Origin of the sequence: Plantibacter sp. H53 (assembly GCF_001650455.1) — a bacterium.
GTDB classification, from domain to species: domain Bacteria; phylum Actinomycetota; class Actinomycetes; order Actinomycetales; family Microbacteriaceae; genus Plantibacter; species Plantibacter flavus_A.
In genome coordinates, this window is sequence record NZ_LWCT01000008.1 from 17,383 (window position 1) to 43,422 (window position 26,040).

The 26,040-nt window shown below is 71.0% G+C and carries 26 protein-coding genes and 1 pseudogene; 17 read left to right on the plus strand and 10 right to left on the minus strand.

From position 1 onward, the window contains the following. Positions 1-80 precede the first annotated feature (80 nt). Positions 81-629, plus strand: a complete 549-nt coding sequence (locus tag A4X17_RS06055; RefSeq protein WP_064294774.1) for a DinB family protein — start codon at positions 81-83, stop codon at positions 627-629. Between the two features lie 29 nt (positions 630-658). On the opposite strand, the gene A4X17_RS06060 is transcribed toward A4X17_RS06055, so the two are convergent. Then, entirely contained in the window at positions 659-1,222 is a 564-nt protein-coding gene (locus A4X17_RS06060; protein WP_082915964.1) for an ABATE domain-containing protein, read from the minus strand. 90 nt (positions 1,223-1,312) lie between these two features. Here A4X17_RS06060 and A4X17_RS06065 point away from each other — a divergent pair, with 90 nt between their 5' ends. Next, a complete protein-coding gene (locus A4X17_RS06065; protein ID WP_064294775.1) occupies positions 1,313-2,248 on the plus strand; it encodes a DMT family transporter in 936 nt (311 codons plus the stop codon). A gap of 5 nt (positions 2,249-2,253) precedes the next feature. On the opposite strand, the gene A4X17_RS19620 is transcribed toward A4X17_RS06065, so the two are convergent. Next, on the minus strand, positions 2,254-3,402 hold the full coding sequence (locus A4X17_RS19620; protein ID WP_064294776.1) for an NAD(P)-binding domain-containing protein: 1,149 nt from the start codon (positions 3,400-3,402) through the stop codon (positions 2,254-2,256). Between the two features lie 62 nt (positions 3,403-3,464). Next, a complete protein-coding gene (locus A4X17_RS19625) occupies positions 3,465-4,037 on the minus strand; it encodes a hypothetical protein (RefSeq protein WP_231884305.1) in 573 nt (190 codons plus the stop codon). A 41-nt stretch (positions 4,038-4,078) separates the two neighbouring features. On the opposite strand from A4X17_RS19625, the gene A4X17_RS06080 reads away from it, so the two are divergent. Next, complete coding sequence (locus A4X17_RS06080; protein ID WP_064294778.1) at positions 4,079-4,744, plus strand: SIMPL domain-containing protein; 666 nt, start codon at positions 4,079-4,081, stop codon at positions 4,742-4,744. 8 nt (positions 4,745-4,752) lie between these two features. On the opposite strand, the gene A4X17_RS06085 is transcribed toward A4X17_RS06080, so the two are convergent. Then, positions 4,753-5,661 carry a DMT family transporter gene (locus A4X17_RS06085; protein ID WP_231884306.1) on the minus strand — a complete coding sequence of 303 codons (909 nt, stop codon included), beginning with the start codon at positions 5,659-5,661 and terminating at the stop codon, positions 4,753-4,755. A gap of 137 nt (positions 5,662-5,798) precedes the next feature. Between A4X17_RS06085 and A4X17_RS06090 the strand changes: the two genes are divergently transcribed. Next, on the plus strand, positions 5,799-6,680 hold the full coding sequence (locus tag A4X17_RS06090) for a LysR family transcriptional regulator (RefSeq protein WP_064294779.1): 882 nt from the start codon (positions 5,799-5,801) through the stop codon (positions 6,678-6,680). A 66-nt stretch (positions 6,681-6,746) separates the two neighbouring features. Here the strand turns inward: A4X17_RS06090 and A4X17_RS06095 are convergent, their stop codons facing one another. Then, the gene (locus tag A4X17_RS06095; protein ID WP_064294780.1) at positions 6,747-7,832 is read right to left on the minus strand and encodes a GTP-binding protein; all 1,086 of its coding nucleotides are present in this window, start codon (positions 7,830-7,832) and stop codon (positions 6,747-6,749) included. A gap of 95 nt (positions 7,833-7,927) precedes the next feature. Here A4X17_RS06095 and A4X17_RS19630 point away from each other — a divergent pair. Next, positions 7,928-8,047: pseudogene (locus A4X17_RS19630) on the plus strand (ribosomal protein bL36); the annotation flags it as partial. A gap of 3 nt (positions 8,048-8,050) precedes the next feature. Here A4X17_RS19630 and A4X17_RS06100 read toward each other — a convergent pair. The 3 genes from A4X17_RS06100 to A4X17_RS18870 all read right to left on the minus strand — a co-directional run bounded on the left by A4X17_RS06100 (position 8,051) and on the right by A4X17_RS18870 (position 11,823). After that, positions 8,051-8,470 carry a hypothetical protein gene (locus tag A4X17_RS06100; protein WP_064294781.1) on the minus strand — a complete coding sequence of 140 codons (420 nt, stop codon included), beginning with the start codon at positions 8,468-8,470 and terminating at the stop codon, positions 8,051-8,053. 469 nt (positions 8,471-8,939) lie between these two features. Then, positions 8,940-10,430 (minus strand): HNH endonuclease signature motif containing protein, encoded by a 1,491-nt coding sequence (locus A4X17_RS06105; protein WP_064294782.1) that lies wholly within the window; start codon positions 10,428-10,430, stop codon positions 8,940-8,942. 184 nt (positions 10,431-10,614) lie between these two features. After that, positions 10,615-11,823 carry an HAD-IA family hydrolase gene (locus tag A4X17_RS18870; protein ID WP_082915966.1) on the minus strand — a complete coding sequence of 403 codons (1,209 nt, stop codon included), beginning with the start codon at positions 11,821-11,823 and terminating at the stop codon, positions 10,615-10,617. 356 nt (positions 11,824-12,179) lie between these two features. Between A4X17_RS18870 and A4X17_RS06115 the strand changes: the two genes are divergently transcribed. From A4X17_RS06115 to A4X17_RS06140, 6 genes are all read left to right on the plus strand, one after another. Then, positions 12,180-13,217, plus strand: coding sequence for a LacI family DNA-binding transcriptional regulator (locus A4X17_RS06115; RefSeq protein WP_064294783.1), 1,038 nt, complete (start codon positions 12,180-12,182; stop codon positions 13,215-13,217). After that, complete coding sequence (locus A4X17_RS06120) at positions 13,214-14,308, plus strand: class I mannose-6-phosphate isomerase (protein ID WP_064294784.1); 1,095 nt, start codon at positions 13,214-13,216, stop codon at positions 14,306-14,308. The genes A4X17_RS06115 and A4X17_RS06120 overlap by 4 nt, the downstream gene beginning before the upstream one ends. Before the next feature lie 130 nt (positions 14,309-14,438). Then, positions 14,439-15,200 (plus strand): ATP-binding cassette domain-containing protein, encoded by a 762-nt coding sequence (locus A4X17_RS06125; protein WP_064294785.1) that lies wholly within the window; start codon positions 14,439-14,441, stop codon positions 15,198-15,200. Continuing rightward, on the plus strand, positions 15,197-16,282 hold the full coding sequence (locus tag A4X17_RS06130) for an ABC transporter permease (protein WP_064294786.1): 1,086 nt from the start codon (positions 15,197-15,199) through the stop codon (positions 16,280-16,282). Before A4X17_RS06125 ends, A4X17_RS06130 begins: the two co-directional genes overlap by 4 nt. A 70-nt stretch (positions 16,283-16,352) precedes the next feature. Next, positions 16,353-17,348 carry an ABC transporter substrate-binding protein gene (locus A4X17_RS06135; protein ID WP_064294787.1) on the plus strand — a complete coding sequence of 332 codons (996 nt, stop codon included), beginning with the start codon at positions 16,353-16,355 and terminating at the stop codon, positions 17,346-17,348. Between the two features lie 124 nt (positions 17,349-17,472). Then, positions 17,473-17,772, plus strand: coding sequence for a hypothetical protein (locus A4X17_RS06140; RefSeq protein WP_064294788.1), 300 nt, complete (start codon positions 17,473-17,475; stop codon positions 17,770-17,772). A 38-nt stretch (positions 17,773-17,810) separates the two neighbouring features. On the opposite strand, the gene A4X17_RS06145 is transcribed toward A4X17_RS06140, so the two are convergent. Next, complete coding sequence (locus tag A4X17_RS06145; protein ID WP_064294789.1) at positions 17,811-18,629, minus strand: class II fructose-bisphosphate aldolase; 819 nt, start codon at positions 18,627-18,629, stop codon at positions 17,811-17,813. A gap of 55 nt (positions 18,630-18,684) precedes the next feature. Beyond that, positions 18,685-19,455 (minus strand): DeoR/GlpR family DNA-binding transcription regulator, encoded by a 771-nt coding sequence (locus A4X17_RS19175; RefSeq protein WP_064294790.1) that lies wholly within the window; start codon positions 19,453-19,455, stop codon positions 18,685-18,687. A gap of 132 nt (positions 19,456-19,587) precedes the next feature. Here A4X17_RS19175 and A4X17_RS19180 point away from each other — a divergent pair, with 132 nt between their 5' ends. From A4X17_RS19180 to A4X17_RS06180, 6 genes are read left to right on the plus strand one after another with little or no spacing between them, the layout of a single operon-like run. Continuing rightward, complete coding sequence (locus tag A4X17_RS19180) at positions 19,588-21,177, plus strand: FGGY-family carbohydrate kinase (protein ID WP_064294791.1); 1,590 nt, start codon at positions 19,588-19,590, stop codon at positions 21,175-21,177. Beyond that, positions 21,174-21,959 carry a DeoR family transcriptional regulator gene (locus A4X17_RS06160; RefSeq protein ID WP_064294792.1) on the plus strand — a complete coding sequence of 262 codons (786 nt, stop codon included), beginning with the start codon at positions 21,174-21,176 and terminating at the stop codon, positions 21,957-21,959. Before A4X17_RS19180 ends, A4X17_RS06160 begins: the two co-directional genes overlap by 4 nt. Beyond that, on the plus strand, positions 21,956-22,960 hold the full coding sequence (locus A4X17_RS06165) for a 1-phosphofructokinase family hexose kinase (RefSeq protein WP_064294793.1): 1,005 nt from the start codon (positions 21,956-21,958) through the stop codon (positions 22,958-22,960). The genes A4X17_RS06160 and A4X17_RS06165 overlap by 4 nt, the downstream gene beginning before the upstream one ends. Beyond that, positions 22,957-24,438 (plus strand): rhamnulokinase family protein, encoded by a 1,482-nt coding sequence (locus A4X17_RS06170; RefSeq protein WP_064294794.1) that lies wholly within the window; start codon positions 22,957-22,959, stop codon positions 24,436-24,438. Before A4X17_RS06165 ends, A4X17_RS06170 begins: the two co-directional genes overlap by 4 nt. Next, positions 24,435-25,277 (plus strand): class II aldolase/adducin family protein, encoded by an 843-nt coding sequence (locus A4X17_RS06175; RefSeq protein WP_064294795.1) that lies wholly within the window; start codon positions 24,435-24,437, stop codon positions 25,275-25,277. The genes A4X17_RS06170 and A4X17_RS06175 overlap by 4 nt, the downstream gene beginning before the upstream one ends. Next, complete coding sequence (locus tag A4X17_RS06180; RefSeq protein ID WP_064294796.1) at positions 25,274-26,020, plus strand: SDR family oxidoreductase; 747 nt, start codon at positions 25,274-25,276, stop codon at positions 26,018-26,020. The genes A4X17_RS06175 and A4X17_RS06180 overlap by 4 nt, the downstream gene beginning before the upstream one ends. The last annotated feature ends 20 nt before the right edge of the window (positions 26,021-26,040 follow it).

A 26,040-nucleotide genomic window follows, 5' to 3' on the forward strand; every position in this document is an offset into this window, starting at 1 on the left:
CAGCGGACGGTGGCTGCGGATCGCGGCATGATGACGCTTTCGCGAGGGCGCTGGGTCACGCCGCTTCCTAGAGTGAACCCATGACGACGAACACCCCCGACGGCGACACCATCGTCCCGGACACGAAGAACTGGACCTGGGTCCTCGAGCGCGCCTGCTCCGAGTGCGGGATGGACACCTCGCGGTTCGGTTTCCGGGACCTCCCCGGGTTGATCCTGGCGAACGCCGCCGCGTGGCCGGCGGTGCTGGAGCGTGCCGACGTCCGGAAGCGGCCCGACCCGCGGACCTGGTCGCCGCTCGAGTACGCGGCCCACGTGCGCGACGTGTTCCGCATCTTCGACGTCCGGTTGCGGCTCGTCCTCGACGAGGACGATCCCGCGTTCGAGAACTGGGACCAGGATGCGACGGCTCTCGAGGAGCGCTACGGCGAGCAGGACCCCAAACGGGTCTCCGCGGAACTGGTCGAGGCCGCGACGGTGCTCGCCGCAGCGTTCGAGCGGGTGCCGGTCGACGCGCTCACGCGGACGGGCCGCCGGAGCGACGGCGCGCGCTTCACGACCGAGACCCTCGGCCGCTACTTCATCCATGACCCGGTGCACCACCTCTGGGATGTGACGAGATCGCAGTGATGGTCGTCATCCGGGTCTGGTGACGCCCGCTACTGCGCTCTCGCGCGGAAGGCGATCGTGTTGACGCGGTTGCTGCAGCGGACGGAGCAGTAGCGCTTCGAACCGTTGCGGGACAGGTCGACGAGCAGGCCGTCGCAGTCGTCCGCGGCGCAGAGCCTCAGGCGGTCCCAGGCGTCGGACCGGACGACGTCGACGAGTGCCATGGCGATCTCGGTCTGGACACGATCGACGAGTGGTGCGTCGAACTCGGTGGCGTGGAGGTGCCAGTCGAAGCCGTCGTGGCGGCGCAGTTGGGGGAGCGCGGCTGACTCCCGGAGCATCGCGTTGATCTCGGTGACGGCGCGGTCGCGGGTGTCCGGGGCGTCAGCGTCGGAGGCCCAGAGCGCGTGGATCCGCTCTCGGAGTGCCGCCACTGCGGCCCGCTCGGGCTCGTCGCCGTCGACCCGACCCGAGTACCGACTGACGCGCAAGAGCTCCACGAGTTGTGGCGGTGTCGCGAGTTCGTCGTCGCCGCTGCGGGACGCCGATGCGCGGGTGTTCACGAGCAGCGCGGCGAAGAGCAGCGCATCCTCGGTGTCAGGGGCAAAATGCAAGTTGACTCCTTACTCTCTCCGAGAGTAGCTTCATCTCAGCCGGGCGTCCACCTCTTCCGCCGGCCCCACCCGCGGCAGCTGGAGACACCCATGAAGCACACGTCCTCGACCACGGTCGGTCTGCTCGTCGCGGTGCTCGCGGCGGTCGCGTTCGGCACCTCCGGAGCGTTCATCAAACCGGTGCTCGCGTCGGGGTGGAGCCCCGCTGCCGCGGTCACGGTCCGCGCCCTGATCGGTGGCCTGGTGCTCGCTCCGTTCGCCCTCATCGCACTCCGCGGTCGCTGGGACGCGGTCTGGCGTGGCCGCTGGCGACTCCTCGGCATGGGCCTCATCGGGGTGGCGGCGACGCAGCTCGTCTACTTCGCGGCGCTGCAGACCATCGCCGTCGGGACCGCGATCCTCGTCGAGTACATGGCGCCGCTGCTGCTCGTCGCCGTCGCGTGGGTGCTGACCCGACGTCGTCCCGCGACGGTCGTCCTCGTCGGCTCCGTCGTGTCACTCGTCGGGCTCGTGCTCGTCGTCGCTCCGAGCGGTGGCTCGACGCTCGATCCGGTCGGCCTGCTGTTCGCCATCCTCGCGATGGTGGGCTGCGCCGCGTACTACGTCATCTCGGCGCGGCCGGCGAAGGGGCTGCCTCCGGTGGCGTTCGCCGCCATCGGTCTGCTCATCGGGGCACTCAGTCTGTGGCTCGCCGGGCTCGTCGGCGTGCCCTTCACGACCTCCGACGCCGACGTCACGGTGCTCGGCACCGACGTCGCCTGGTGGGTGCCGCTCCTGTTCGTCGGGGTGGTGTCGACGGCGGTCGCCTATGCGGCGAGTATCACCGCGAGTCAGATGCTCGGCTCCCGACTCGCGTCGTTCGCGGGCCTCCTCGAAGTGGTCGCGGCGACCGGATTCGCGTGGATCCTCCTGGGGGAGCAGTTGTCGCTCGCGCAGCTCCTCGGCGGGGTGTGCATCCTGCTGGGGATCGGCTTCGTGCGCTCCGAGCGGGCTCCCGCGGTGCCCATCCCCGTGCCGGTGCAGTGACGGGGTCAGCGCTGAGGGACGGCGACGGTGGCGTCGAGGTCGGCGAGGATCGCCAGGACCGCCGCCCTCCCGGCCCGGTTCGCGCCGACCGTCGAGGCTGAGGGGCCGTACCCGATCAGGTGCACCCGCGGCTCGTCGGCCGCCCTGGTGCCGTCGATCCGGATGCCGCCCCCGGGCAGCCGGATGCCGAGCGGTGCGAGGTGGTCGAGCGCCGCCCGGAACCCGGTGGCCCAGAGGATGGCGTCGACCGGGAGGAAGGAGCCGTCGGCGAGAACCACGCCGTGCTCCTCGATCCGACGGAACATCGGTTGACGCACCAGGACACCGCGCGCTTCGGCCGCCCGCGCCCACGGCGTCCAGTGCATCCCCGTCACGGAGATCACGCTGCCCGGCGGGAGGCCCTGGCGCACGCGTTCCTCGACGCCCTTGATCGCCTCCACCCGGGCGGCGGTGTCGAAGTCGTCCTCCACCCATTCCGGTTCGCGTCGCGTCATCCACACCGTCTCCGCCACCCGCGAGATCTCCTCGAGGAGTTGGATGGCGGAGATGCCGGCACCCACGACGACGACGCGCTGGCCGCGGAACTCGTCAGCGGAGACGTAGTCGGCCACGTGCAGCTGGCGTCCGGCGAAGCGCTCCCGCCCCGGGTACGCGGGCCAGAACGGTTTCGTCCACGTGCCCGTCGCGTTGACGACCGCCCGTGCTCGGAACACGGCGGCAGAGGAATCGGCACCCGGGGAGTCGGCGCCCGGTGCGGTCTCGACGAGGAGCCGACCGTGCGGGTCGTCGTCCTCGCGGCGGACTGCGCGGACCTGTACCGGGCGGCGGACCACAAGGGCGAAACGCTCCTCGAACGCCGCGAAGTACGGCGGGATGACGTCGACACTCGGCGACGCGGGATCGAGCTCGGGCTTCGGCATGCCGGGCAGGTCGTAGATCCCGTTGACGGTCGACATGGTGAGCGACCGCCATCGGTGCTGCCAGGCACCGCCCGGGGCGTCGTTCGCGTCGAGGACGACGAAGGTGCGTGCTGCGGTCGCGCCCTCGGCGGTGCCCAGCGGGACGAATCCGCGGCGATGCAGGTGGTACGCGGCCGACAGCCCGGCTTGACCCGCGCCGATCACGACGACGTCGACGGTCTCCGGAGTGCTCACGTGCTCCTCAACGTCGTCGACCGCGCCGACATTTCCGACGGGGCCGAGCCCGCGTCCGCGGTTCAGCCGTGGGCCAGGACCTGCACGCCGATGACGAGGACCCCCAGGAGCACGAGTGCCGCGAGCGCGATGAGCTGTTGCCAGACGGACAGCCGCGCGCGCCGGACGGCGACCCACCCGCTGAGCCCGAGGGTGACGAGGTAGACGATCGCGGACACGCGGAGGGAGGTCTCGACCTCCATGACGTCGAACACGGCGAGCACGAGCAGGATGGTGGGGGTCGCGACGGTGAGCAGCGAGCCCCAGGCGATCCGGAGCATGGAGTGCCACCCGCGCTCGTCGGGGAACGCACCGTGGGCGGCGAGGTGCGCGATCATCTCGGCGACCAGGCCGGCGAGGGTGATGCCGACCACGCCGATGACGAGCGAGAAGAGCGCGTCGGGCGCGTCGTGGTGCTCCACGTTCGCCGCCAGCACGAGGACGATCGCGAGGCCGGTGAAGGTCGCGTAGACGCGCTCCTTGAGGTACTTCGCGACGGTCTCCACATCGCCCGGCGGGAGTCCCCGACTGGCTGGACCGTACTCGTTCCCCCGTCGTCCATGTCGTCGATCCGCCCAGGTTCCGCCGTCCGTCATGGTCCAGAGCGTAGCCGCCGTCGCGGGATAGAGTGCCGGGTATGAGTGAAACGATCATCACCGTCGAGGGCCGCTTCGACTACCACCACCCGGCCGAACGTGGGACCGTCCTCATCTCGGCGGGGTTCCAGGGGCCGGAACGTGAGCCCGTCGTCTCCCACACCACCGCACTGCACCGTGCGCTCAGTCAGGCGGCGGAGCAGTTCCGCGCACAGTCGGCCGTGACCTGGTGGTCGGCCGATCGCTTGCGGGTGTGGAGCGAGCGGCCGTGGAACAAGGACGGGAAGCAGTTGCCGCTCGTGCACCACGCGACGGTCGCGCTCGAGGTCAAGTTCGCCGACCTGCAGGCATTGGCCCGCTGGGCCGAGGAGATCGCGACCCAGGACGGCGTCACGGTGACGGGTGTCACCTGGGCGCTCACCGAGGCGACGAAGCACCGCATCACGGCCGAGGCTCAGCACAACGCCGTCCGCGACGCCGTGGACCGCGCGACCGCCTACGCCAGGAGCCTCGGGCTCGGCGCCGTGCGGTCGGTCGCCCTGGCGGAACCCGGCATGCTGGGCGACGACACCCGCTCGCCGTCGAGTCAGGCCGCGGCACCGATGATGCGCGGGGCCGCGGCTCCTGCCGGCGACACCGCCCTCGACCTCAAGCCGGAGGACATCACCGTCTCGTCCCGGGTGCACGCCCGCTTCGCCGCATCCTGACCTGACGATCAGCTCGGCGCGATGCTCGGCTGCACCTCGGGTGAGGGACCCCGCCGGGCTGAGAGCACGGCGCCGATGCCCGCACCGACCACGCAGGCGATGCCGAGCCACTGCGGTGTCGTGAGCTCCTGACCGAGCACGAGGAGTCCGGCGATCGCGGCGATGGCCGGCGCGGATGCGAGCAGGATCGAGAAGGTCGCAGCGCTGAGTCGTCGGAGGGCGACGAACTCCAGCGCGTACGGCACAGCCGACGAGAGCGCGGCGACGCCCAGGCCGAGCAGGAGGATGACGGGATCGAACAGCGCGGTGCCGGCGGTCGTCGCGGCGAGCGGGATGGTCACGAGAGCCCCGATGGCGGCGGCGATCGCCAGACCGTTCAGGCCGGGGAACTCCGTCCCGGTCCGCGCCGACAGCAGGATGTAGCCGATCCAGAGGGCGCCGGCGGCGAGCGCGAGGACGACGCCGATCGGATCGAGTGCGGCCGTCGGTCCGCTGTGGAGGAGCACCCCGCCGAGGAGGAGGACGCCGATGAGGGCGACGCCCGCCCAGAGCGCGCTCGTCCATCGACGACCCGCGATGACGCTGAGCGCCAGCGGGCCGAGGATCTCGAGGGTCACCGCCGGACCGAGCGGGATGCGGTCCAGAGCCAGGTAGAAGCAGACGTTCATCGCGGCGAGGACGACTCCGAAACCGACCGCCGACACCCAGGCGCTCCTCGGGTGTCCGCCCAGGGATGGGCGGGCGACGGCCAGCAGGATGAGCGCGGCGAACACGAGGCGCAGCGTCACCATGCCGATCGGACCGACCTGCGGGAACAGCGTGACCGCGATCGATGCGCCGAGCTCCTGACAGACGAGTCCGGCCAGGACGAGGAGGGCGCCGGTCGCCGCCTCGCTCGGTCGCGGTCTGCGGATCACTGCACCACGCTAGCGCGCCCCGGTCGCCGAACTCATCCCGTCGCCGAGCGGCGCCCCGGTCGCCGAGCGGCTCCCCGGTCACCGAGCTTGTCGAGGTGCCGCCCCAGCCGGGCTCGCCGGTGCGGCATCATGAGGGCATGAGGATCGACGAACTCGCGTACCTTCGGGCGCTCGCCGAAGACGGTCACGTCCCGTACGCCGCTGAGGCCCTCGGTATCTCCCAGTCGACGCTGACGCGGGCGATCGGTCGGCTCGAGGCGGACGCCGGGGTCGAGTTGTTCGACCGTCACCGCAGCCGGCTCGAACTCAACCGCTACGGCGAGATCCTCCTCGTGCACGCGCTCCGTGCGCAGACCGAGCTCGACAACGCGCAGTCGCGGATCGACGAGCTCCGAGACCCCTCGGCCGGTCTCGTGTCCATCGCCTACGTCTCGTCCCTCGGCGGCTGGCTCATCCCGCGCATCGTGAGCGAGTACCGCCAGCTGCTGCCGGACATCCGGTTCGTCCTCGACGGTGGGAAGGCCGACAGTGTGCTGGACGCGCTCCGCTCCGGCTCGGCCGACGTCGCGTTCATCAGCCCGGAACCGCGTGATCCGGAGATCGAGTGGCGTCCGCTCACCTCCGAGCGGCTCGCGCTGGGCGTGCCGGTCGGGCATGCGTTCGCCGACCGGACGTCGTTGGCGGCGTCCGATCTCGAGCAGACGGAGTTCCTCGCGATGACGACGGACTCGGGGCTCCGGCAGATCGCGGACGCGTACTTCGCGAGGCACGGCGTCGTGCCCCGGGTGACGATGGAGGTGTCCGAGCTGTCGACGCTCCGTGGTCTCGTGCGCGCCGGGGTCGGGATCGCCGTTCTCCCCGATTCCACGAGCATGGAGGGCGTCGTGCTCGTCCCGCTCGACGACGAGGCGGTCCGGGTGATCGGTGTCGCCACCAGCCGTGCCCGGGCGGTGTCGCGGGCCGTCGAGCAGTTCGTGCGGTTCGTGCGCGAGGAGTGGGTGAGCGCGCGGATCCACTGAGTCGCCCGAACCTGCACGAAATCGACCGAGATCCGAACCGTTTCGGGCAGTTGACGGGCCCGCTGCTCAGTGCTCGCGGGTGGTGCTCCATGGCGTGAAGGCGTCCGGGTAGTGCGCCCACGCCGCCGGCCCGGCGAGGAGTTCCTCGTCCGTCAGCGTGCAGGCGTGTAAGGCGGCGGTGATGGCGACCTCGTCGAGGTCGATCCCGGTGACGACGAGCTCCTGGCCGAGCGGTGCGCCAGGGTCGTTCGTCTCGAACGATGTGGGTTCCAGATCGATCATCTTGCCGACGTGCTGCAGGACGCCGACGCGGGAGGCGCGCGTCGCGAGGACGAGGAACCCCGCCGTACGGATGAGCCGGCCGAACCGCCCCGCCTCGATCGGTCCGTCGAAGCACGCGAGGAGTCGTTCCGGGTGCATCGGTCGGGGGCTGTCGAACCGCAGGGTGGTCACGCGGTCGTGATCCACCCATGGCCGGTGTTCGCCGTTCAGCATCGCGATCCACCCGGGGGACGTGCTGAAACGGTCCAGTTCGAACGGGGAGTCGCGGTAGCGGGCGAGCGGCTCGCGGTTGCTCGCGGTCGCCGGAGTGCCGGGTGTGGCCCGTGGCCGGGCCGCGACCGGCTCGACCATCCGCGTCAGCGCCGTCGGGTTCAGGTGGCTGAGGAGAGCGAGGAGCACCGCGAGTCGCTCGTGCGTCACGCCGCGTCGGCCGGCGACGGCGATGGTGTCCGCGTACTCGAGCTGCTCCACGGTGATCATCGACCGTGCGGTGTAGGCCGTGTCGCCGTCCTCGTCGTGGGTGACCCACTCGTCGTCCTGGAGGTCGTGCAGGAGATGGGCTGCGTCGACGACCGTCACGACGGCGTCCAGGACGGCCGTGTCGCGGTGCCCGAGGACGGCGGAGACCGCGTCGACCGGGCGGACCGTGCTCCCGCAATCGAGGACGAGGTGCCGGGGAGCGAGCGGGTGTCGTGCAACGGCGTCGATCGCGTCGTCGATGTCAGGGTGGGCGCTTTCAGCCTCGCCCTGCCGCTCGATCGTGACGAGCGCCGCGGATCGACCGGCGATCTGTCGGGCCACGGTGCGACGCTCCGGCGGACAGGTGCCGAGCACGAGCGTCACGGTCAGCGGGATGCGAGGCGTGGTCACGGCGGGTTCTCCTGGTCGATGGGGCTACAGTGCGTTCTTTTGAGAATCGTTCTCAACAAAGTAGCACGCATCGTGATTACCAGGAGGTCACCAGGAAGGTCCGCGCATCACTCCAGTCGCTCGACGACAGGCCGGGGTCGTAGATCGTCCGCCGCCGTGGGCGGGTGTTCGTCATCGACAAGCAGAACCCGCGGTGGAAGAGTCGCCAGGGCTGAGTGTCAGCCGCGCACGACGTTCACGACGATCGTGACGACACCCAGTGCGGCTATGACGTACGCCCAGAAGCGGACGGGGATGAAGAAGAGTGTGGAGCTCGGACGGCTGTAGAGCTGCTCGCCGGTCTGCGGGTGGCGCACGGGCACGGCCTCCTGCTTCACGGTGATGCCGTGCTCGTTGACGTACGGCTGCGCGAGCTGCTGCCACACGACGACCGGCCGCGGTGCATCAAGCTTCGCCAGCGCGAACTTCCCGAAGGCCCAGCACGCGACGGCGCCGAGCAGGAAGCCGATGCCGACGAACACCCCGGACTGCGCCGATCCGCCGTCGGGGGAGACGATCGCCTTGATGAGGAAGCCGGCGCCGACGGACAGCCCGAAGATCAGGAAGACGACGATGCCCCAACGGGTCCAGATGATCATGTGTGCTCCTCTTCGGGTGTCGGTCGCGACGCGCAGCTGAACACGCGGCACCCGCGCGACCGGTGGCTCGTCCATCACGGTACCGAGGTCGGCTGTCCACCCGCGATGGGGAGCGGTGCCCATGCGGCGTCGACGCGTGCTGGTTCCGGTTTCGGTTCCTGAGCTTGTCGAAGGTGGTTCGCGTCTCGGTCCCTGAGCTTGTCGAAGGGTGGTTCGCGTCTCGGTCCCTGAGCTTGTCGAAGGGTGCGTGTGCCGGTTGTTCGTGTGCCCTTCGACAGGCTCAGGGACCGGGGTGGCGGGGTTGTCGAGAACGGCGTCGTTCACCGGGCTTGTCGACGCGTGGTGGTTCCCGTGTCGGTCGCGGAGCTTGTCGACGCAGCGTGGTTCCCGTTTCGATCCCTGAGCTTGTCGAAGGGTGGTTCGCGTGTCGGTCCCTGAGCTTGTCGAAGGGCAGGCGGGTGCCTCGGTTTCAGGCGGCGAGGTGGATGCGTCCGCCTCGGATGGGGGTTTGGTGGCGGTCGATGTGGCTGGGTGGGATGAACCAGGGGATGCCGTTTTGGGTGGTGATGGTCCAGTGGTCGTCGTGGATGCGGTGGTGGTGGAAGGGGCAGAGGAGTACCCCGTTGTCGAGGTTGGTGGGGCCGCCTTGTGACCACCAGGTGATGTGGTGGGCTTCGGTGAAGGATGGTGGGTGGGTGCAGCCGGTCCAGGCGCAGCCGCCGTCGCGTTCGGCGAGGGCGAGTTGCTGTCCGCGGGTGAACAGGCGGGTGCTGGTGCCGAGGTCGAGGACTTGGGAGGGTCCGCCGAGGATCATGGGGATGAGGTTGGCGTCGGAGGCGAGGCGGCGCAGGGCGCCGGCTCCGATGGGTTCGTCGATGCCGTCGATGGTGGCGGTGCCGAGACCGGTTTCGAGGGTGTCTCGGTCGGTTCGGATGATGATGGTGACGGGGGTGAGTTCGGTGGCGGCGCCACTGCAGCCGGCGAGGTGTCGGAAGGTCTCGGTGAGGGCGATGGCGCGTCGTCGGTCGATGGGGATGAGGGTGGGCCCGTGGGGCATGGGGTGACCGGAGTCGTCGGGTTGGTCGGCGGGGTCGGCCGTGTCGGGGTKGRYGAAGTGGGGTTTGCGGGTGGTGGCGCCGATGAGGGCGTCGAGGCCGGCGCGGATGAAGGCGGCGCTTTCGGGGGCGAGTTCGGCGCGGAGGAGGGTCATGCCGGTGGGGAGTTCGTGGATGGTGCAGCGTTCGGCGCGGCGGAGGAGTTCGTCGCGGGGTTCGCGGCCGTCTTGGTCGAGGCGGGTGCGGACGAGTTTGGCGATGCGGGTGACGTCCTGCAGGGGCGCGTGTCCGGCGTGCTCGACGGCGATGGCGGAGGCCGTCTCGAGTTCGCTTCTGGTGCAGATGCGGCCCGCGTTGCGGAGCTCCCGGACGATGGCCGCGGCACCATCGACGCTCAGGGGTGCTCTGGGTGTGCCGGTGCTGGTTGACGGGTTGGGGTCGTCCGAGACTACGTCGGGGTTCGATGACTCGAGACTGGCGGCCGGTTCGAGCGATGCCGCGACTGCGGGGAACGGGCATTCCTCCAGCTCGCCGAGCAACCCGCGGGGCTGCGTGATGGCGGCACCGACCTCCGCGATCACCGCGCCTCGGGCGCGCGCCACCCGCCACCGCTCGGACACCATGACACCCGGGTTCGCGTAACCGGCGGCGCGCACGAGGGTGCCGTCGCGGCGGGAAGGCGACGGGCGCAACGCGATCGCGCCGGTGACGTGGGCGGCGAGGACCTCGACCGCGTGCTGCACGGCGCCGAGCTCGTCGAGGACACGGAGGATCGCCTCATCGTTCATGTTCTCGAGCTGCTCCGCGACACCGGCGCCTGGACGGATCGCGTCGAGCGCGTCCTGCCAGACCGCATCGAACCCGGCCGCGGCGGCGGTGAGCGGGTTCGGTGCGGTGCTGGTCATGGGTCCATCCCAACACGGACCACTGACATTCGAGCGGCCAAAGAATCAGCTCCTGATCTGGGAATTTATCCCACAGTTGATGCTTGCTCGGGGTGCCCTTCGACAGGCTCAGGAAACGAGACTCCGCGGTTGCCGAAGAGTATCGACAGCCTCGGGCTGTTCCGACGCGCTCAGAGGGCGCTGCTCAGTCGAGCGACGCCGGGACGAGCCGGAACCCACCCTCGGTGACCGGCTCGAGCCGCAGTTGGAAGAGACCGTCGATCACGAGGTCCGCATCGAGTTCGTGCGCCTCGTGCGTCCCAGCGATGCCGACCGTCCAGCAGCCGGCGGCGCGCGCTGCGGCGAGCCCGGCGGGCGCGTCCTCGAACACGACGCACGCCTGCGACTCCATGCCCAGCCGGGTGCGGCCGAGCAGGAACGGTTCGGGGTCCGGCTTGCCCTTCGTGACGTCGTCGAAGGTCACGACGACCTCCGGCCGCACGAGCCCGGCGGCCGTGATCCGGTTGCCGGCGATGAGCCTCGTGCCGCTCGTGACGATCGCCTTCGCGTCGTCGCTGAGCGCCGCCAGTGCCTCCGCCGCCCCCGGGAGCGCGATGACGTCGGCGACCTCGTCGGCCTCGATCTCGATGATCCGTGCGAGTGCTTCGGCGACCTGCTCGGGTGGGAAGATCGCGGCGAGCACCTGGGCGGCGGGCTGGCCGTGTCCCGCGGCGAGCAGGTCGCCCTCGAGACCGTATTCGCGGGCGAGCTGCGCCCATGACCGGTTCACGGCCGGCGTCGAGTCGATGAGGGTCCCGTCGAGGTCGAAGAGCCCGGCGGCGAAGACCTGGTCGAAGATCGGTGCGGAGGCCTCGATGGTCCGTCCGAGGCCGAGCGCGCGTTGGACGGCGGCGAGCTGCTGCGAGGTGGACAACGCCGCTTCGATCGACAGATGCTCGATGGCGGGTGGGGTGTCGGTCGACGGGTCCACGATGTGCGTGTCCCGCTCGGCACCGCGTTCGGCCCGGCGGGCTGCGAGCGTGGCTGCATCGGCGCGCAGCCAGACGACCTTCGGGACGATCCCTGCCGCCTCGACGAGCGCGTCCCATTCGGCGCCGCCGCGGAGTTCCGCGGTGAAGGGGGCGACGAGCACCGCGCCGACACCGCTGTCGCGCTGGTCGGCGAGGACCGCTCGGAGGGCCGCGTACCGTGCCGGACGCATGGTCGGGCGCAGCTTCGCGTCGTTCCAGTGGAGCGGTTCGGCACCGTCGGGATCGGTCAACGCACCGAGACCGTCGAGCAACGGATTGGTGATGGTGTCGAGGTCGAGGAGCGGGAGTCGGAGGGCCCGGGCGAGCTCACGTCCGAGGGTGGTCTTGCCGCTTCCGGCTGCTCCTGCGACGACGACGATCACGCTGACTCCTCGATGATTCCGGGATGGCGACCCGCATCCGAGGGGGCTGAACGCCTCTTCGATGCAAGTTCCAAATGAATTTGATCTCTTTCAGACAACGTTGCTTGACAACGTTGTCGGTCTGCGGTCAGTATAGGCGCACGAAGGAACGACGGGGTTCTGCAGCTGCACCACCCCGACCGATGACAACGCTGTCAGGAGGTGGAGCCCATGGGCACCTGCAACCCCGCGATCACCGCGACCAGTCCGATCCGGACACGTGCGCACGTCCCGTCGCTCCAGGCCGGCTGCGACGTCCGGCCCGTTCCGCTTCCCGTCAGGGGGACCCGCTGATGCGGCCGCCCGGGATCAAGGATGTGGCTGCGCAGTCCGGCGTCAGCATCAAGACCGTCTCGCGGGTGGTGAACGGCGAACCGTCCGTGCACCCCGAGACCCGAAGCCGCGTGCTCGAGGCGATCGATCGCCTCGGGTACGTGCCCAACACGGCCGCCCGCTCGCTGAAGTCCGGCACCGGCGGCGCGATCGGCGTCCTCATCGACTCGCTCGCCGACCCGTTCTTCGCCTCGCTCGTGAGCGCCATCGAGGCCCGCGCGCTCAAGGAGGGCCTGAGCGTCCTCGTGGCGAGCACCGGGCTCGACGAGGGGCGCGAGCGCGACCAGCTCACCGGGTTCATCGCCGGCCACCAGGTCGCCGGCGTCATCATCGCCCCGGTCGCCGCGGAGCTGCCCTACCTCGAGGCGTTCCGGAACGTGACGCCCGTCGTGGCCGTCGACCGTCCGCTCGCCGCCTTCGACAGCGTCGTGGTCGACGACTACGCCGCCACCCAGCTCGCTATCCGCCAGTTCGTCGAGCTCGGCCACACCCGCATCGCCTTCTACGACCGGGACGAACGCTTCCTCACCATCCGTCGGCGCTACCGGGGCTACACCGACGTCCTCGCCGAGGCGGGGATCGACCTCGACCCGTCACTCGTCTCCTGGACCATCGACGGCTCGCTCGACTACGCCGCCGAGACGGAGCGCCTGCTCGGGCTCGAGGACCCGCCCACCGCGTTCTTCGCGTCGAACGCGAAGGCGGCGATCGGTCTGACGAGCTCCCTGCACCGCATCGGGCGCGAGGAGACGGCGCACATCGCGTTCGGCGACTTCACCCTCGCCGACGTCCTGCGGCCGGCCGTCAGCTGCATCAACCAGGATCCGTTCGTCATCGGCACCGCCGCGATCGAGCGACTCCTCGAACTGCGCGAATCACCGGCCGACGAACCGCGCGAGTGGGTCGTCCCGACCTCCCTGGTGTCGCGTGGTTCCGGAGAGATCCCAGGCCCGGTGCCGCGTCACACCGTGGACGCACGCACCGCGTCCACCACGAGCATGGTCGGAGGACCAGCAGCATGAGCACGACCCAGCCCACGAGGCTCGCCCAGCCGACGCGACTCGCGCCGAACCTCATCGAGCACTTCTACCGCGGCGGCGACCGCATCGCCGGCCTGCGCGGTATCGAGCAGCAGAGCGAGTTCCAGCCGGAGGAGTGGCTCGGAGCGACCGTGAGCCGCGCCGACCAGGAGCCCGGCGGCGCCATCGGCCTCGCCCGCACCGTCGACGGCGTCCTCCTCCGAGACCTCGTCGCGGCCGACCCCGAGCAGTGGACCGGGGCAGGACAGGACCACGGCACCGACGCCGCCGACACCGGCATCCTCGTCAAGCTGCTCGACGCCCGTCAGCGGCTCCCCGTCCACGTCCACCCGGACCGGGCGTTCGCCGCCTCCCACCTCGACTGCGCCTACGGCAAGACGGAGGCCTGGTTCATCCTCGACGCCGAGCCCGGTTCGGCGGTCCACCTCGGATGGAGCGAGGACGTCGATCCCGACGAACTCGACCGCCGTCGCGACGCCCAGGACAGCGAGTGGATGCTGTCGCACATGAACCGGATCGTCGTCGAGCGCGGCATGGGCATTCTCGTGCCGGCCGGCACGGCCCACGCGATCGACGGCGGCATCTTCCTCGCGGAGGTGCAGGAACCGACCGACCTCTCCATCCTCCTGGAGTGGTCGGTCACGACCTCGACGCGCGACGAGTCCCACCTCGGCCTCGGGTTCGAGACCGTGATGGGCGCGGTGTCGACGAAGGCGCTCCCGCAGTCCGAGATCGAACACCTCGTCGTGCTGCACGACCTCGACGCCCGGACGGATGCACCGGTCTCGTTGTTGCCCGCGGCCGCCGACCCCTACTTCCAGCTCTTCGCCGTGGCGCCCGGCACCGACGGCAGCGCATCCGTGGACGCCGGCTTCTCGGTCGCACTCGCGCTCACCGGCGCAGGCGCGCTGGTCCCGGAGGCCGGCGCCGAGGCCGTCGACTTCGCAGCCGGGGAGGTCTTCGCCGTCCCGGCCGGGTTCGGGCCCTGGACCGTCAGCGGCTCGGGCACGGTGCTCGTCGCCGGACCCGGTGCGGGCTGGCCGGCGACCCTCGCGTCGGGAGACATCCGATGACGCCACCCCTCGACGCAGGACCCGAGATCACGCAGCAGCGCACCACACACCACCGCCCCGAACGGCGGTACGACAGCCACCACACGCCGGACCCGTCCACCGGGGCCGGCTGGAAAGGAACGAGAACGACATGACGACTCCCGTCTTGGAGGCCAGAGGCCTCACCCGGCAGTTCGGGCACGTCCGCGCCCTCGACGAGGCGGACTTCGAGGTCTACCCCGGCGAGGTCACCGCCCTCATCGGCGACAACGGCGCGGGCAAGTCCACCCTGGTCAAGGCACTCTCCGGCAACCTCGCGGTCGACAGCGGCGTGATCAGGTTCGAAGGCGAACCGATCACCCTCACCTCGCCCATGCAGTCGAGTGCGCTCGGCATCGAGACGGTCTACCAGGACCTCGCACTCGCGCCCCACCTCGACCCCGTGCAGAACGTCTACCTCGGCCGCGAGATCATGCGGCCGGGCCTCGGCGGCCTGCTCGGCCTCATGAACGTCAAGGAGATGAGCAAGCAGTCGCGTCACGCCTTCGACGAACTCGGCGCGACCGTCCGTTCGCTCACCGACCCGGTGGGCGCGATGTCCGGTGGGCAGCGCCAGGCGATCGCCATCGCCCGTGCGGTGCACTGGGCCAACAAGGTCGTCTTCCTCGACGAACCGACGGCCGCCCTCGGCGTCCGTCAGACGAAGAACGTGCTCGAGACGATCCGCCGCGTGCGCGACAAGGGCATCGCGGTCGTCTTCATCAGCCACTCGATGCCGCACGTCATGGAGGTGTCCGACCGCGTGCAGGTGCTGCGGCTCGGCCACCGCGCGGCGACGGTCGACACGAAGGACACGAACATGGAAGAACTCGTCGGTCTCATGACCGGTGCCAGCACGAGGAACGTCGCATGAGCGCGGTGAAGCAGGCCGAGATGGGGCCGGAGACGACCGCCATCGAGACGGCCAAGGACCGGGAGACCCCGATCAAGAAGCTCTTCAAGGCTCAGGCCTTCCAGATCTTCATCGTCCTCCTCGTCGTCATCGCGATCTTCTCCGCGATCGCACCCGACACCTTCGCGCAGCTGTCCAACCTGCGGCTCGTCGTGCAGAACGCCTCCATCCTCGCGGTGCTCGGCGTCGGCATGACCTACGTCATCATCACCTCCGGCATCGACCTCTCGATCGGCTCCGTCCTCGTCTTCTCGGGCGTCGTGTCCGCGACGACGATGCGGGCCATGGGCGGCGACGACTGGGGGACCGCGATCGTCGGCATCCTCGTGTCGATCGGCGTCGGCATCCTCTGGGGTACCTTCAACGGCATCCTCATCTCCAAAGCGAAGGTGCCGCCGCTGATCGTCACCCTCGGTAGCCTCGGCATGGCGCTCGGCCTCGCCCAGATCCTCACCGGCGGCGTCGACATCCGCGAGGTGCCGTCGGTCCTCACCGATTCGATCGGGTACGGCAACATCTTCGGCGCAGTCCCGATCATCTCGGTCATCGCCCTCGTCGTCGTCATCATCGGTGCGCTCGTCCTCCACAAGACGAAGTTCGGCCTGTACACCTACGCGGTGGGCTCGAGCGAGGAGGCGGCACGACGCGTCGGCGTGAAGGTCGACCGTCACCTCATCCGCATCTACGCGATCTCGGGTGGCCTCGCGGGTCTCGCCGGCATCCTGTCGCTGTCGCAGTTCGGCACCACCGCGATCGCCGGTCAGTCGCAGACGAACCTGAACGTCATCGCCGCGGTCGTCATCGGTGGCACCTCGCTCTTCGGTGGCTACGGGACGATCTTCGGCACCGTCGTCGGTCTGTTCATCCCCGCCGTCCTCCAGAACGGCTTCGTCATCACCGGCGTGCAGCCCTTCTGGCAGCAGGTCGCGGTCGGCGCCGTCCTCATCCTGGCCGTCTACGTCGACCAGGTCCGCCGTTCCTCCGCAGCCCGCGGTGGATCCACGAGCTTCTGGCGAGCCCTCGTCAGCAGGAAGAAGAAATAACCCCTACACAGATCAACACCCCCCGCACCATCCCAGTAGTCCAGCAGTTCAAGAGAAACGGGAAATCACAATGAAGTGGAAGAAGTCAGTTCTCGGAGTCCTCGCGCTCGGCGCGTCGGCAGGCCTCATGCTCACCGGGTGTTCCGGTGGCGCGAGCTCGGGCGGCAGCAGCGCAGGCGCAGGTTCCGACGGCTACAAGATCGCGTTCATCCAGGGCGTCGCAGGCGACGAGTTCTACATCTCGATGCAGTGCGGTATCGAATCGGCGGCGAAGGATGCCGGCGCGACGGTCACGACCCAGGGTCCGGAGAAGTTCGACCCGACGCTGCAGAAGCCGCTCGTCGACTCGGTCGTCGCCTCGAAGCCGGACGCGATCCTGGTCGCCCCGACCGACGTGAAGGCCATGGAGGCCCCGCTGAAGGCTGCGGCCGACGCGGGCATCAAGGTCGTCCTCGTCGACACCACCGTCGACGACCCGTCGTTCGCGGTCTCGCAGATCTCGAGCGACAACAAGGGCGGCGGCGCTGCGGCGTTCGACGCGATCAAGGAAGCGCACCCTGAGGGCGGCAAGGTCCTCGTGGTCTCGGTCGACCCCGGCATCTCGACCACGGACGCCCGTGCCGAGGGCTTCCAGGAAGCGGTCAAGGGCGATGACAAGTTCACCGACCTCGGCGTGCAGTACAGCCACAACGAGCCGTCCACGGCTGCCGAGATCGTGACCGCGGCGCTCCAGAAGGACCCCGACATCGTGGGCATCTTCGCAGCGAACCTGTTCGCGGCCGAAGGTTCCGCGACCGGTGTCAAGCAGGCCGGCAAGGAGGACTCGGTCACCATCGTCGGGTTCGACGCGGGTCCCGCCCAGGTCAAGCAGCTGAAGGAGGGCACCGTCCAGGCGCTCGTCGCTCAGGAGCCGGCCACCATCGGTTCCGATGGTGTCGCCCAGGCGATCGCTGCGCTGAACGGCGACAAGGTCGAGGCCAAGATCCAGACCGGCTTCACCATCATCACCAAGGACAACGTCGACGGCGACGCGAAGGATGCCGTCTACCAGTCCAAGTGCGGCTAGGCCTTCCGGCCACTCCGCATCACCAGACCGCGACGGCGTCGGAGCATCGAGCTCCGGCGCCGTCGCGCTGTGTCCGGTCCGCCCTGCCTCGACGCCACCCTCCACGGGGTGCGAGAATCGCGACATGACCCAGGTGATCGTCGCGGCGACCGCGGTGCGCCGGCTGTCCGACGATGCTCCGGGACGGATCGAGGCGGAGGTCGTCGATGCGGCGGGGCGAGCCCACCGCCTGGTCATCACGGTCCCCGAACGCGCGAGCCATGCGGTCAGCGCGTCGACCGACGTCCCGTTCCGAATCGGGCTCCGGGCCGAGTACGTGCGGATGGAGGGACCGGCCGTGGTGATCCGGTTCGCGGACGGCGTCACCACCACCGAGGGCCTCGGCGGGATCCGCCTGGACCCGGACATCGTCCACTGGCTGTGAACGACTCGATCGACTGACGGTCGGGTCGGCGACGAGTCCTAGGCGACGAGGGTGAGGAGGCGCGCGACCTCGGCGGCGACGGCGTCGCGCGCGGGCCCCAGGTACTTCCGCGGATCGACGAGCGAGGGGGTCGCGTCGAGGTGCTCACGGACGGCTCGGGTGAAGACGCCGTTGATGTGGGTCGAGATGTTGATCTTGCGCATGCCCGCGTCCACCGCCCGCACGAGGTCCTCGTCGCTCACGCCGCTCGAACCGTGCAGGACGAGCGGGACGGGGACGGCCGACGCGAGTTCGCGGATGAGGCCGAAGTCCAGGGTCGCGCTCCGCGACGTCATCGCGTGCGAGCTGCCGACCGCGACCGCGAGGCCGTCGACGCCGGTGCCCGCGACGAACGCCGCAGCCTCACCGGGGTCGGTCCGGACGCCGGGCGTGTGTGCGCCCCCCTTCCCGCCGATCGCCCCGAGTTCCGCCTCGACCCACACGCCCTGCGCCTGAGCCGCGCGGGCGACCACTGCGGTGCGCTCGCGGTTCTCCTCGTCGGGGAGGGTGGCCGCATCGAACATGACCGAGGTGAAACCGAGACGCACCGCCTCGTCGACGAGCGTCTCGTCCTCGGCGTGGTCGAGGTGCACGGCGGTCGCGGTGCCGGCCTCGCGGGCGAGCTCCAGACTCGCGAGCCCGATCGGCGCGAGGCCGCCGTGGTACCTCGCCGCGTTCTCGGACACCTGCAGGATCACACCCCGGCCCGCGAGCTCGGCGCCGCGGAGGATGGCCTCGCCGTGTTCGAGCTGGATGACGTTGAAGGCGAGGACGGCGCGCTGCGCGTCGAGGAGCACGGCGGTGGAGACGAGCGTCATGATGGTTCCTCTCGGGGTGCACGCGGGACGATCGACCCGGTGCCGGTGGGGATGGTCAGGTGGTGGCCAGCAGCAGCTCGGGTCCGCTCTCGGCGAGTGCGTCGACGGTGTCCGGGTCGAGCCCGTCGTCGGTCACGATCTGGTCGAACTCGTCGAGTCCCGCGGCCCGGTGGAACGAGGTGGTGCCGAACTTCGCGGCGGTGACGGCGAGGATGCGTCGTCTGGAGATGTCGAGCATCGCCCGCTTCACCTCGGCCTCCTCGGGCAGGGTCGTCGTGGCGCCCGAGGTGAGCCCCACCCCGTTGGCGCCCAGGACGGCGACGTCGGCGTGGAGCCCCGACAGCCGTTCGACGGTCCACGCGCCGACGGTCGCCTGGGTGACGGCGCGGACCCGCCCCGGCAGGGCGAGCACGGTGAGTCGCGGCCGGCCACCGAGCAGGGCGACGATCGGCAGGCTGTTCGTCACCACGAGGAGTCGGCTGGCGTGGGGGAGGAGTGCGGCGACCTCCAGGGTCATCGCACCGGAGTCGAGGAGGACCACTCCCTCCTCGGGGAGCTGCTCGACGACGAGCCGCGCGACGGCAGCGCGCTCGATGCGCTCGCCTTCGCGGCGTCGTTGGAGGCTGGGCTCGAACGCGGGTCGCCGGGCGAGGACCGCGCCACCATGGTGGCGGCGGATGAGCCCCTGTCGCTCGAGTACCGCGAGGTCGCGACGGATGGTCTCCGGCGTGACGCCGAGTCGGCTGCTCAGCTCGGCGACCGACAGGGCGCCGTCGCCGTCGCGGGCACCCGCGAGGATCGCGGCGTGACGCTCTGCTGGGTACATGACTGCTCCGTCCCGTCTGGCCAGCGTATCCGAATCTGTCCGATATCCCTTCCGATTCGGTGGGATCGGTGCGAAGATCAACATGATCGGGCGCACCCGACGACGACGATGACGACGAACGGAAGGCCGCCGATGGCTGAGCACGGGCCGCACAGCGCACCCCACGAGTCGAGGTCGCGGTTCCTCCTCGGGATCGACGTCGGGCAGACCGCCGTCAAGGCCGTCCTGCACGACGAGCGGTTGCACCCGGTCGCCGTCGCTCGGCGCGCGAGCCCCGTCGACCGCCCGGTCGCCCGGCACGCCGAGCGGTCGCAGGACGACCTGTGGGCCGCGGTCGCCGACGCGGTGTCGGAGGTGATGGCGACGTCGGGTGTCGACCCGAGCCTGGTCGCCGCCGTCGGGATCACCGGCCACGGCGACGGCCTGCACCTCGTGACCGCCGCCGGAGCGCCGGTCGGCCCGGCCATCACGGCGATGGACTCCCGGGCGCACGTCGAGGCCGCCGAACTCGCCTCCGATCCCGACCGGCTGCGCGTGGTGCTCGAACGCTCCGGACAGCTGCCGACGCCGGGTGCCGCCGGCAACCTCCTCCGCTGGCTGCTCCGCCACGACCCGGAGCGTGTCCAGCAGGCAGACGCGATGCTCTTCTGCAAGGACGTGGTCCGCCTGCGGCTCACCGGCGAGATCTCCACCGACTACTCCGACGCCTGCGCCTCCTTCCTCGACGTCGGGACCGCCACCTGGAGCGCCGAGGTCCTCGACGCCTACGGCCTGCCCGCCGAACTGCTCCGTCTGCTGCCGCCGATCAACCCGAGCGGCACGATCGTCGGGTCGGTGCTGCCGGCGGCCGCCGCGGTCACGGGCCTCGTCGCCGGGACGCCGGTCGTGTCGGGACTCCACGACGTGCAGGCCTCGTCGATCGGCATGGGAGCGCTCGTCCCCGGGCGGCTCGCCCTCGTGGCCGGCTCGTTCAGCACGAACGGCGTGACGACGACCCAGCCCGACGTGGACCCGCGGTGGCAGTCCCGCCTCTCGATCACCCCGGACCTGCGGATCGCGATGTCCACCTCGGCGACGGCATCGCCCTCCTTCGACTGGACGCTCCGGCTCCTGGGCGTGACCGACGCCACCGGCCGCGACGCGCTGATCGCCGAGGCAGCAGCACTCCTTCCGGAGGAGCAGGTGCCGCTCGTCCTGCCCTTCCAATCGGACTCGCCGCTCGGCGCCGAGGCGTCGGCCACCCTCGTCGGCGTCCGAGACTGGCACACCCGGGCACACGTCCTGCGCGGAGCCCTCGAGGGCATCGTGCTCATGCACCGTTGGCACACCCGGGCGCTCGGCGAACGGTTCCGGTGGGACGAGCCGATCGTCCTCGGCGGCGGCCTCGCGCGGTCGCCGCTGTACGTGCAACTCGTGGCCAACGCCCTCCGGGCGCCCGTGACGGTCGTCGACTCCGAGGAGGCCGGAGCCCTCGGCGCCGCGATCGTCGCCGGGGTCGCCATCGGACTCCTGCCGTCGGTGGAACAGGCCCAGCACGACGTCGTCCGACACGCACCCGCCGTCCTGCCGACGGACGCCTCGGCGGCGTACTGGGCGGGGGTCGGAACCGCGTTCGACGAGCTCGTCGATGCCCTCGTCCCCTGGTGGCGACGACGGGCTGAGGAGTCGAGCCCGGACGGTCCGGCGTGGGAACGCGACGACCGTGCCGGGGTGGAACGATGAGCGCGTCCGTCGGCGGCCGCGGGACGGCCACGTCCAGTCCGGTGGACGACCGGCGTCGGGAGATCCTCACCCGACTCGACCAGGACGGGCGGGTCGAAGTCGGCGTGCTCGCAGTGGACCTCGGTGTGACCGAGGAGACGATCCGGCGCGACCTCCGCGTGCTCGAACTCGACGGACGCCTCCGACGCGCGCACGGCGGGGCGGTGCGCACCGACCTCGACCCGGGCCAGGACTCCGGAGTGTCCGGTACGCTCGCCGCGCGGGCGCTGACCCTGGTCGACCCGGGCTCAGCGGTCTTCCTCGGCGCGGGCTCAGCCTGCGAAGCGCTCGCCGGGGGCCTCGCGACGACCGCCGGGACCGTCATCGTGACCGCTTCGGTGCCGGTCGCCCTGGCCGCGGCCGCTGCCGAGGGAGCGGCCGTCGTCCACCTCGTCGGCGGAACGGCGGACGGGCGCGGCGTCCTCATCGGTGCCTGGGCGCGCGAGCAGCTCGCCGGCCTCCGCCTCGACGTCGCGGTCGTCGAGGCGCTCGGTGTCTCCGCGGACGGCCGACTGCTCCACGCCTCGCCGGAGGAGGCGGCGGTCGTCGCGGCCGCGGTCGAACTCGCCTCCGCGGCGATCCTCCTGGCCGACCCGGCGACGTTCGGCGCCGACGGCCTCGCGGCCTCCGTCCCGGCCGCCCGCCTCGACGTGGCGGTGGTGCACCACGGCGTCGACGAACCGACCCTCGACGCCCTCCTCACGACCGGCGTCCGCGTCGAGACGGTCGGGGTGGACGCATGAGCGGCATCGTGACGGTCACGCCGGCGGCCGCGATCGACCAGACCTACCGCGTCGACGGGCTCCGACTCGGCGACGTCAACCGGGCGGTGGGCGTGTCCACCGAGCTGAGCGGCAAGGGCGTCAACGTCGCGCGGGCGGTCACCCTCTCGCCGCTCCCGGTCCGTGCGGTGGTGCCGATGGGTGCGGACGGACGGATCCTCGCCGACGACCCGGCGCTCCGGACGTTGCTCGCCGTCGTTCCGACCGACGGTCGGACGCGGGTGAACACGACCATCCTCGACGCCGCGACCGGGACGACCAAGGTCAACGAACCGGCGATCCCGCTGCGTGCCGAGGACTGGGCCGCCGTCGTCGCCACCTCCGGCGCGGAGATCGACCGGATCGGCGCGGACTGGCTCGTCCTCTCCGGCACGATCCCGACGGTCCAGGGAAGCACCGGCCCCGTCGACATCCTCCAGTTGCTCCGTCAGGCGGGTGACCGGGGAGCGCGCGTGGCCGTCGACACCGCGGGTGCGGCGCTCGAGACCGCCGTCGCGAACCTCGACCTCGTCCACCTGCTCAAGCCGAACGCGCACGAGCTGGCCGAGCTCACCGGCCGTGAGCTGCTGACGATCGGTGACGTCGCGTCCGCCGCCGACGAACTGCACCGTGCCGGCTGCGACCTCGTCTACGTGAGCATGGGGGCAGACGGGGCGCTCCTCCGCACCGCGGCGGGGCTGTGGCACGCGCACGTCGCAGCCACGGTCGTGAACACCGCCGGTGCCGGCGACGCCTCGTTGGCCGGATTCCTCGTCGGACTCCACGGCGAGGACGGCCGGGACGACCCGGCGGCCGCGGTCGCGTCGGCCGCCGCCTGGGGTGCGCTCGCCGTGTCGAGCGCGACGACCATCCTCACCTCCCTCGAGGCGCTGACCACACCGGTCGCCGTCCAGGACCCCGACCCGACGACACCGCTGAGCGAGCCGGCCACGCCGCCACGCGACGAGACGGCGACGCCATGATCGATCAGGCCGTTCCACGCTTCCACGCCGCCGTGGACCTCGGTGCGTCGAGCGGTCGCGTCATGCTCGGCCGCTGGGCCGACGGCCGCTTGGCGCTCACCGAGGTGCACCGGTTCCCCAACGGCCCGATCACGCAGGACGGTCGACTCCGGTGGGATGCGGAGCGCCTGTTCGAGGAGACCCTCGTCGGGCTCGCGGAGGCCGTCCGGATCGCAGCGGCCGCGGGCGGTGTGCTCGACGGGATCGGGGTCGACAGCTGGGGCGTCGATGTCGCCCTCGTGGGCGTCGGCAGCGGTACCGCGTTCCCGACCGTGCCGCACCACCGCGGCGCCGACGCCGACGGTCCGGCACGTGCCGCCGTGCTCGTCGACGCCGCGACGGCCTACGCGGTGACCGGCGTGCTGGAGCAGACCATCAACACCTCCTACCAGCTGCGGTCCCGTGCCGAGGAGCTCGACGTCCGCCGAGCCGACGGCGATCGCCCGACCGTGTTGCTCGTCCCGGACCTCTGGGTGTGGCTGCTCACAGGCGTCGTCGGAGCGGAGCGCACGATCGCCTCGACGACGCAGCTGCTCGATCAGGGCACCGGCGACTGGGCGGCGGAGCTCATCCGTCGCTGGGGTCTCGACGGCTTCGACTTCCCGCCGGTGGTCGCACCGGGGACGGTCGCCGGCCCGACGACGCCGGAGGTCACCGCGCGTCTCGGGTCGAGCGTGCCGATCCCCGTCCACCGCGTCGCGGAGCACGACACCGCGTCCGCACTCGCCTTCGCCCGCCCGGACGGCGCGGAGCTCCTCGTCTCGAGCGGCAGCTGGTCCCTCGTCGGGGTGTGCCTGCCGGCGCCGGTGCTCACGGAGCACTCGCGGGACGCCGGCTTCACGAACGAGGCCGGTGCCGCCGGATCCTCCCTGCTCCTCCGCAACCTGGCGGGGATGTGGCTGCTCACGGAGTGCGCCCGCGCCTGGTCCGCAGAGGACGGGAGCGCGGTCGACCTCGTCGAACTCGTGGCGGCCGTGTCGGAGGCAGAAACAGACGCGGCCACGGACGTCACGCCCGCCGTGTTCGACGTCGCCGACCCACGCCTGCTCGTGCCGGGGGACATGCCGGAACGCATCGCGACGCTTTGCCGGGAGACCGGACAGCGTCCACCGGGCGGACGGAGCGACACCGTGCGCAGCGTGGTCGAGAGCCTCGCGGTCGCCTACGCCGAGACGGTCCGGGCCTGCGAGGCGATCACCGGGGTGACGATCCGTTCGGTCCGCATCGTCGGCGGCGGATCGCGCAACCGGCTCCTGTGTGCCCGCACAGCGGCACGGACCGGTCTTCCGGTCACCGTCGGCCCGGCGGAGGCTTCGGCGCTCGGCAACCTGGCCGTGCAACTCGTCGCGGCCCGTCACGCGCCGTCGCTCGACGCGGTCTACCGGCACGGCCAGGACGATCACGACCATGACCATGACCATGAGCGGACACCGACATGACCGACCGCATAGACCAGCCGGAGACCGAGACGGACCTCCTCGACCGCTTCGTCGCCTTTTCGCGCGACCTCGGCCGCCCCGATCGGGCGTGGGCGCTCCTGGCGGAGGGAAACACCTCCCTGCTCCTGCCAGAGGACGGTGTTCGGGCGATGCTCGTGAAGGCGAGCGGCGCGTCCATGGCCGTGGCGACCGCCGACGACGCGGTCCGTCTCGCGATCGGACCCGTGCTCGACCTCGTCGACTCGCACGCGGGCGGGGACGCCGAGGTGGCCGCGCTGTTCGATGCCGCGGCGCTCGCGGGGAACGGTCGGCGCCCCTCGGTGGAGGCGATCCTCCACGCCGTCTGCCTCGACCTGCCCGGCGTCGTCGCGGTCGGCCACACCCACCCCGTGCCGGTCAACGCCCTGCTCTGCTCGCCGTCGGCCGACACACTGACCCGCGGTTCGCTCTTCCCCGACCAGATCGTGGTCCTCGGCACCGATCCGCTGCTCGTGCCCTACGTCGACCCCGGGCTCGAACTCGCCCGCACGGTCCGCCGGATGCTCCGTGGGCAGCTCGCCACGACCGGCCGGGTGCCGAAGGTCGTGTACCTGCAGAACCACGGGATGTTCGCCCTCGGTTCGAGTGCGGCCGAGGTCCTCCGGATCACCGAGATGGCCGTGAAGGTCGCCCAGGTGCTCCTCGGAACGCTCGCCGCGGGCGGGCCGGTGTACCTGAGCGACGAGGCCGTCGCACGCATCGACACGAGACCCGACGAACTGCTGCGTCGAGCCGCGCTCGCCGCACAGGAATCCACGACCCACCGCGCCGGGACGGCGCACGGAAGGACCACGACATGAGCCAGCCGACCAGCGCCACCGACCTCACCGGGCAGGTCGCGATCATCACCGGAGCGTCCTCGGGCATCGGCCGCTCGTACGCCCAGGCGCTCGCCGCCGCCGGGGTGCGCACGGTCCTCGTGGGACGCTCCACCGAGCGACTCTCGGCCGTCGCCGACGCCCTGCCGACACCGAGCGTGTTCCTGGCGGGCGACCTCGCCGACCCCGCCGTGTCCGAGCAGGCCGTCGCCCTGGCGCTCGCCGCCTTCGGACGCCTCGACATCGTCCTCGCCAACGCGGGCCTCTACGTCGGTGGTGACGTCGTCGACACCCCGATGACCGCGATCGAGGAGCTCGTCGGCGTCAACGTCCTCGGAGCGATGGCGACGGTTCGCGCAGCGCTGCCGCACCTCGTCGAGCAGGGTGCGGGCGACGTCCTGGTGACGAGCTCGGTGTCCGGGCACCAGGACATCCACTGGGAGCCCGTCTACTCCGCGACGAAACACGCCATGCAGTCGTTCGTCCACACCACCCGGCGGAACCTCGTCGGATCCGGGGTGCGGATGGGCGCGGTCGCCCCCGGCGTCGTGCTCAACGAGCTGTGGGGGATCGCGGAGGGGGCCTCAGGCGTGGAGGACCAGATCGCCGCACGCACCGGCATCCGCTCCGAGGACGTCGCCGACGCCGTGCTCTTCATGCTCACCAGACCCCGACACGTCACCATCCGCGACCTCGTCATCCTGCCCACCGACCAGGAGATCTGAGCGACTCGCGTCGCCCGACG

Bases quoted from the DNA above. Each gene is read 5' to 3' on its own strand.
- A4X17_RS06055 (WP_064294774.1), top strand. From the start codon at position 81: ATGACGACGAACACCCCCGACGGCGACACCATCGTCCCGGACACGAAG.
- A4X17_RS06065 (WP_064294775.1), top strand. From the start codon at position 1,313: ATGAAGCACACGTCCTCGACCACGGTCGGTCTGCTCGTCGCGGTGCTC.
- A4X17_RS19625 (WP_231884305.1), bottom strand. From the start codon at position 4,037: ATGACGGACGGCGGAACCTGGGCGGATCGACGACATGGACGACGGGGG.
- A4X17_RS06080 (WP_064294778.1), top strand. From the start codon at position 4,079: ATGAGTGAAACGATCATCACCGTCGAGGGCCGCTTCGACTACCACCAC.
- A4X17_RS06090 (WP_064294779.1), top strand. From the start codon at position 5,799: ATGAGGATCGACGAACTCGCGTACCTTCGGGCGCTCGCCGAAGACGGT.
- A4X17_RS06100 (WP_064294781.1), bottom strand. From the start codon at position 8,470: ATGATCATCTGGACCCGTTGGGGCATCGTCGTCTTCCTGATCTTCGGG.
- A4X17_RS06120 (WP_064294784.1), top strand. From the start codon at position 13,214: ATGAGCACGACCCAGCCCACGAGGCTCGCCCAGCCGACGCGACTCGCG.
- A4X17_RS06125 (WP_064294785.1), top strand. From the start codon at position 14,439: ATGACGACTCCCGTCTTGGAGGCCAGAGGCCTCACCCGGCAGTTCGGG.
- A4X17_RS06130 (WP_064294786.1), top strand. From the start codon at position 15,197: ATGAGCGCGGTGAAGCAGGCCGAGATGGGGCCGGAGACGACCGCCATC.
- A4X17_RS06135 (WP_064294787.1), top strand. From the start codon at position 16,353: ATGAAGTGGAAGAAGTCAGTTCTCGGAGTCCTCGCGCTCGGCGCGTCG.
- A4X17_RS06140 (WP_064294788.1), top strand. From the start codon at position 17,473: ATGACCCAGGTGATCGTCGCGGCGACCGCGGTGCGCCGGCTGTCCGAC.
- A4X17_RS06145 (WP_064294789.1), bottom strand. From the start codon at position 18,629: ATGACGCTCGTCTCCACCGCCGTGCTCCTCGACGCGCAGCGCGCCGTC.
- A4X17_RS19175 (WP_064294790.1), bottom strand. From the start codon at position 19,455: ATGTACCCAGCAGAGCGTCACGCCGCGATCCTCGCGGGTGCCCGCGAC.
- A4X17_RS19180 (WP_064294791.1), top strand. From the start codon at position 19,588: ATGGCTGAGCACGGGCCGCACAGCGCACCCCACGAGTCGAGGTCGCGG.
- A4X17_RS06160 (WP_064294792.1), top strand. From the start codon at position 21,174: ATGAGCGCGTCCGTCGGCGGCCGCGGGACGGCCACGTCCAGTCCGGTG.
- A4X17_RS06165 (WP_064294793.1), top strand. From the start codon at position 21,956: ATGAGCGGCATCGTGACGGTCACGCCGGCGGCCGCGATCGACCAGACC.
- A4X17_RS06170 (WP_064294794.1), top strand. From the start codon at position 22,957: ATGATCGATCAGGCCGTTCCACGCTTCCACGCCGCCGTGGACCTCGGT.
- A4X17_RS06175 (WP_064294795.1), top strand. From the start codon at position 24,435: ATGACCGACCGCATAGACCAGCCGGAGACCGAGACGGACCTCCTCGAC.
- A4X17_RS06180 (WP_064294796.1), top strand. From the start codon at position 25,274: ATGAGCCAGCCGACCAGCGCCACCGACCTCACCGGGCAGGTCGCGATC.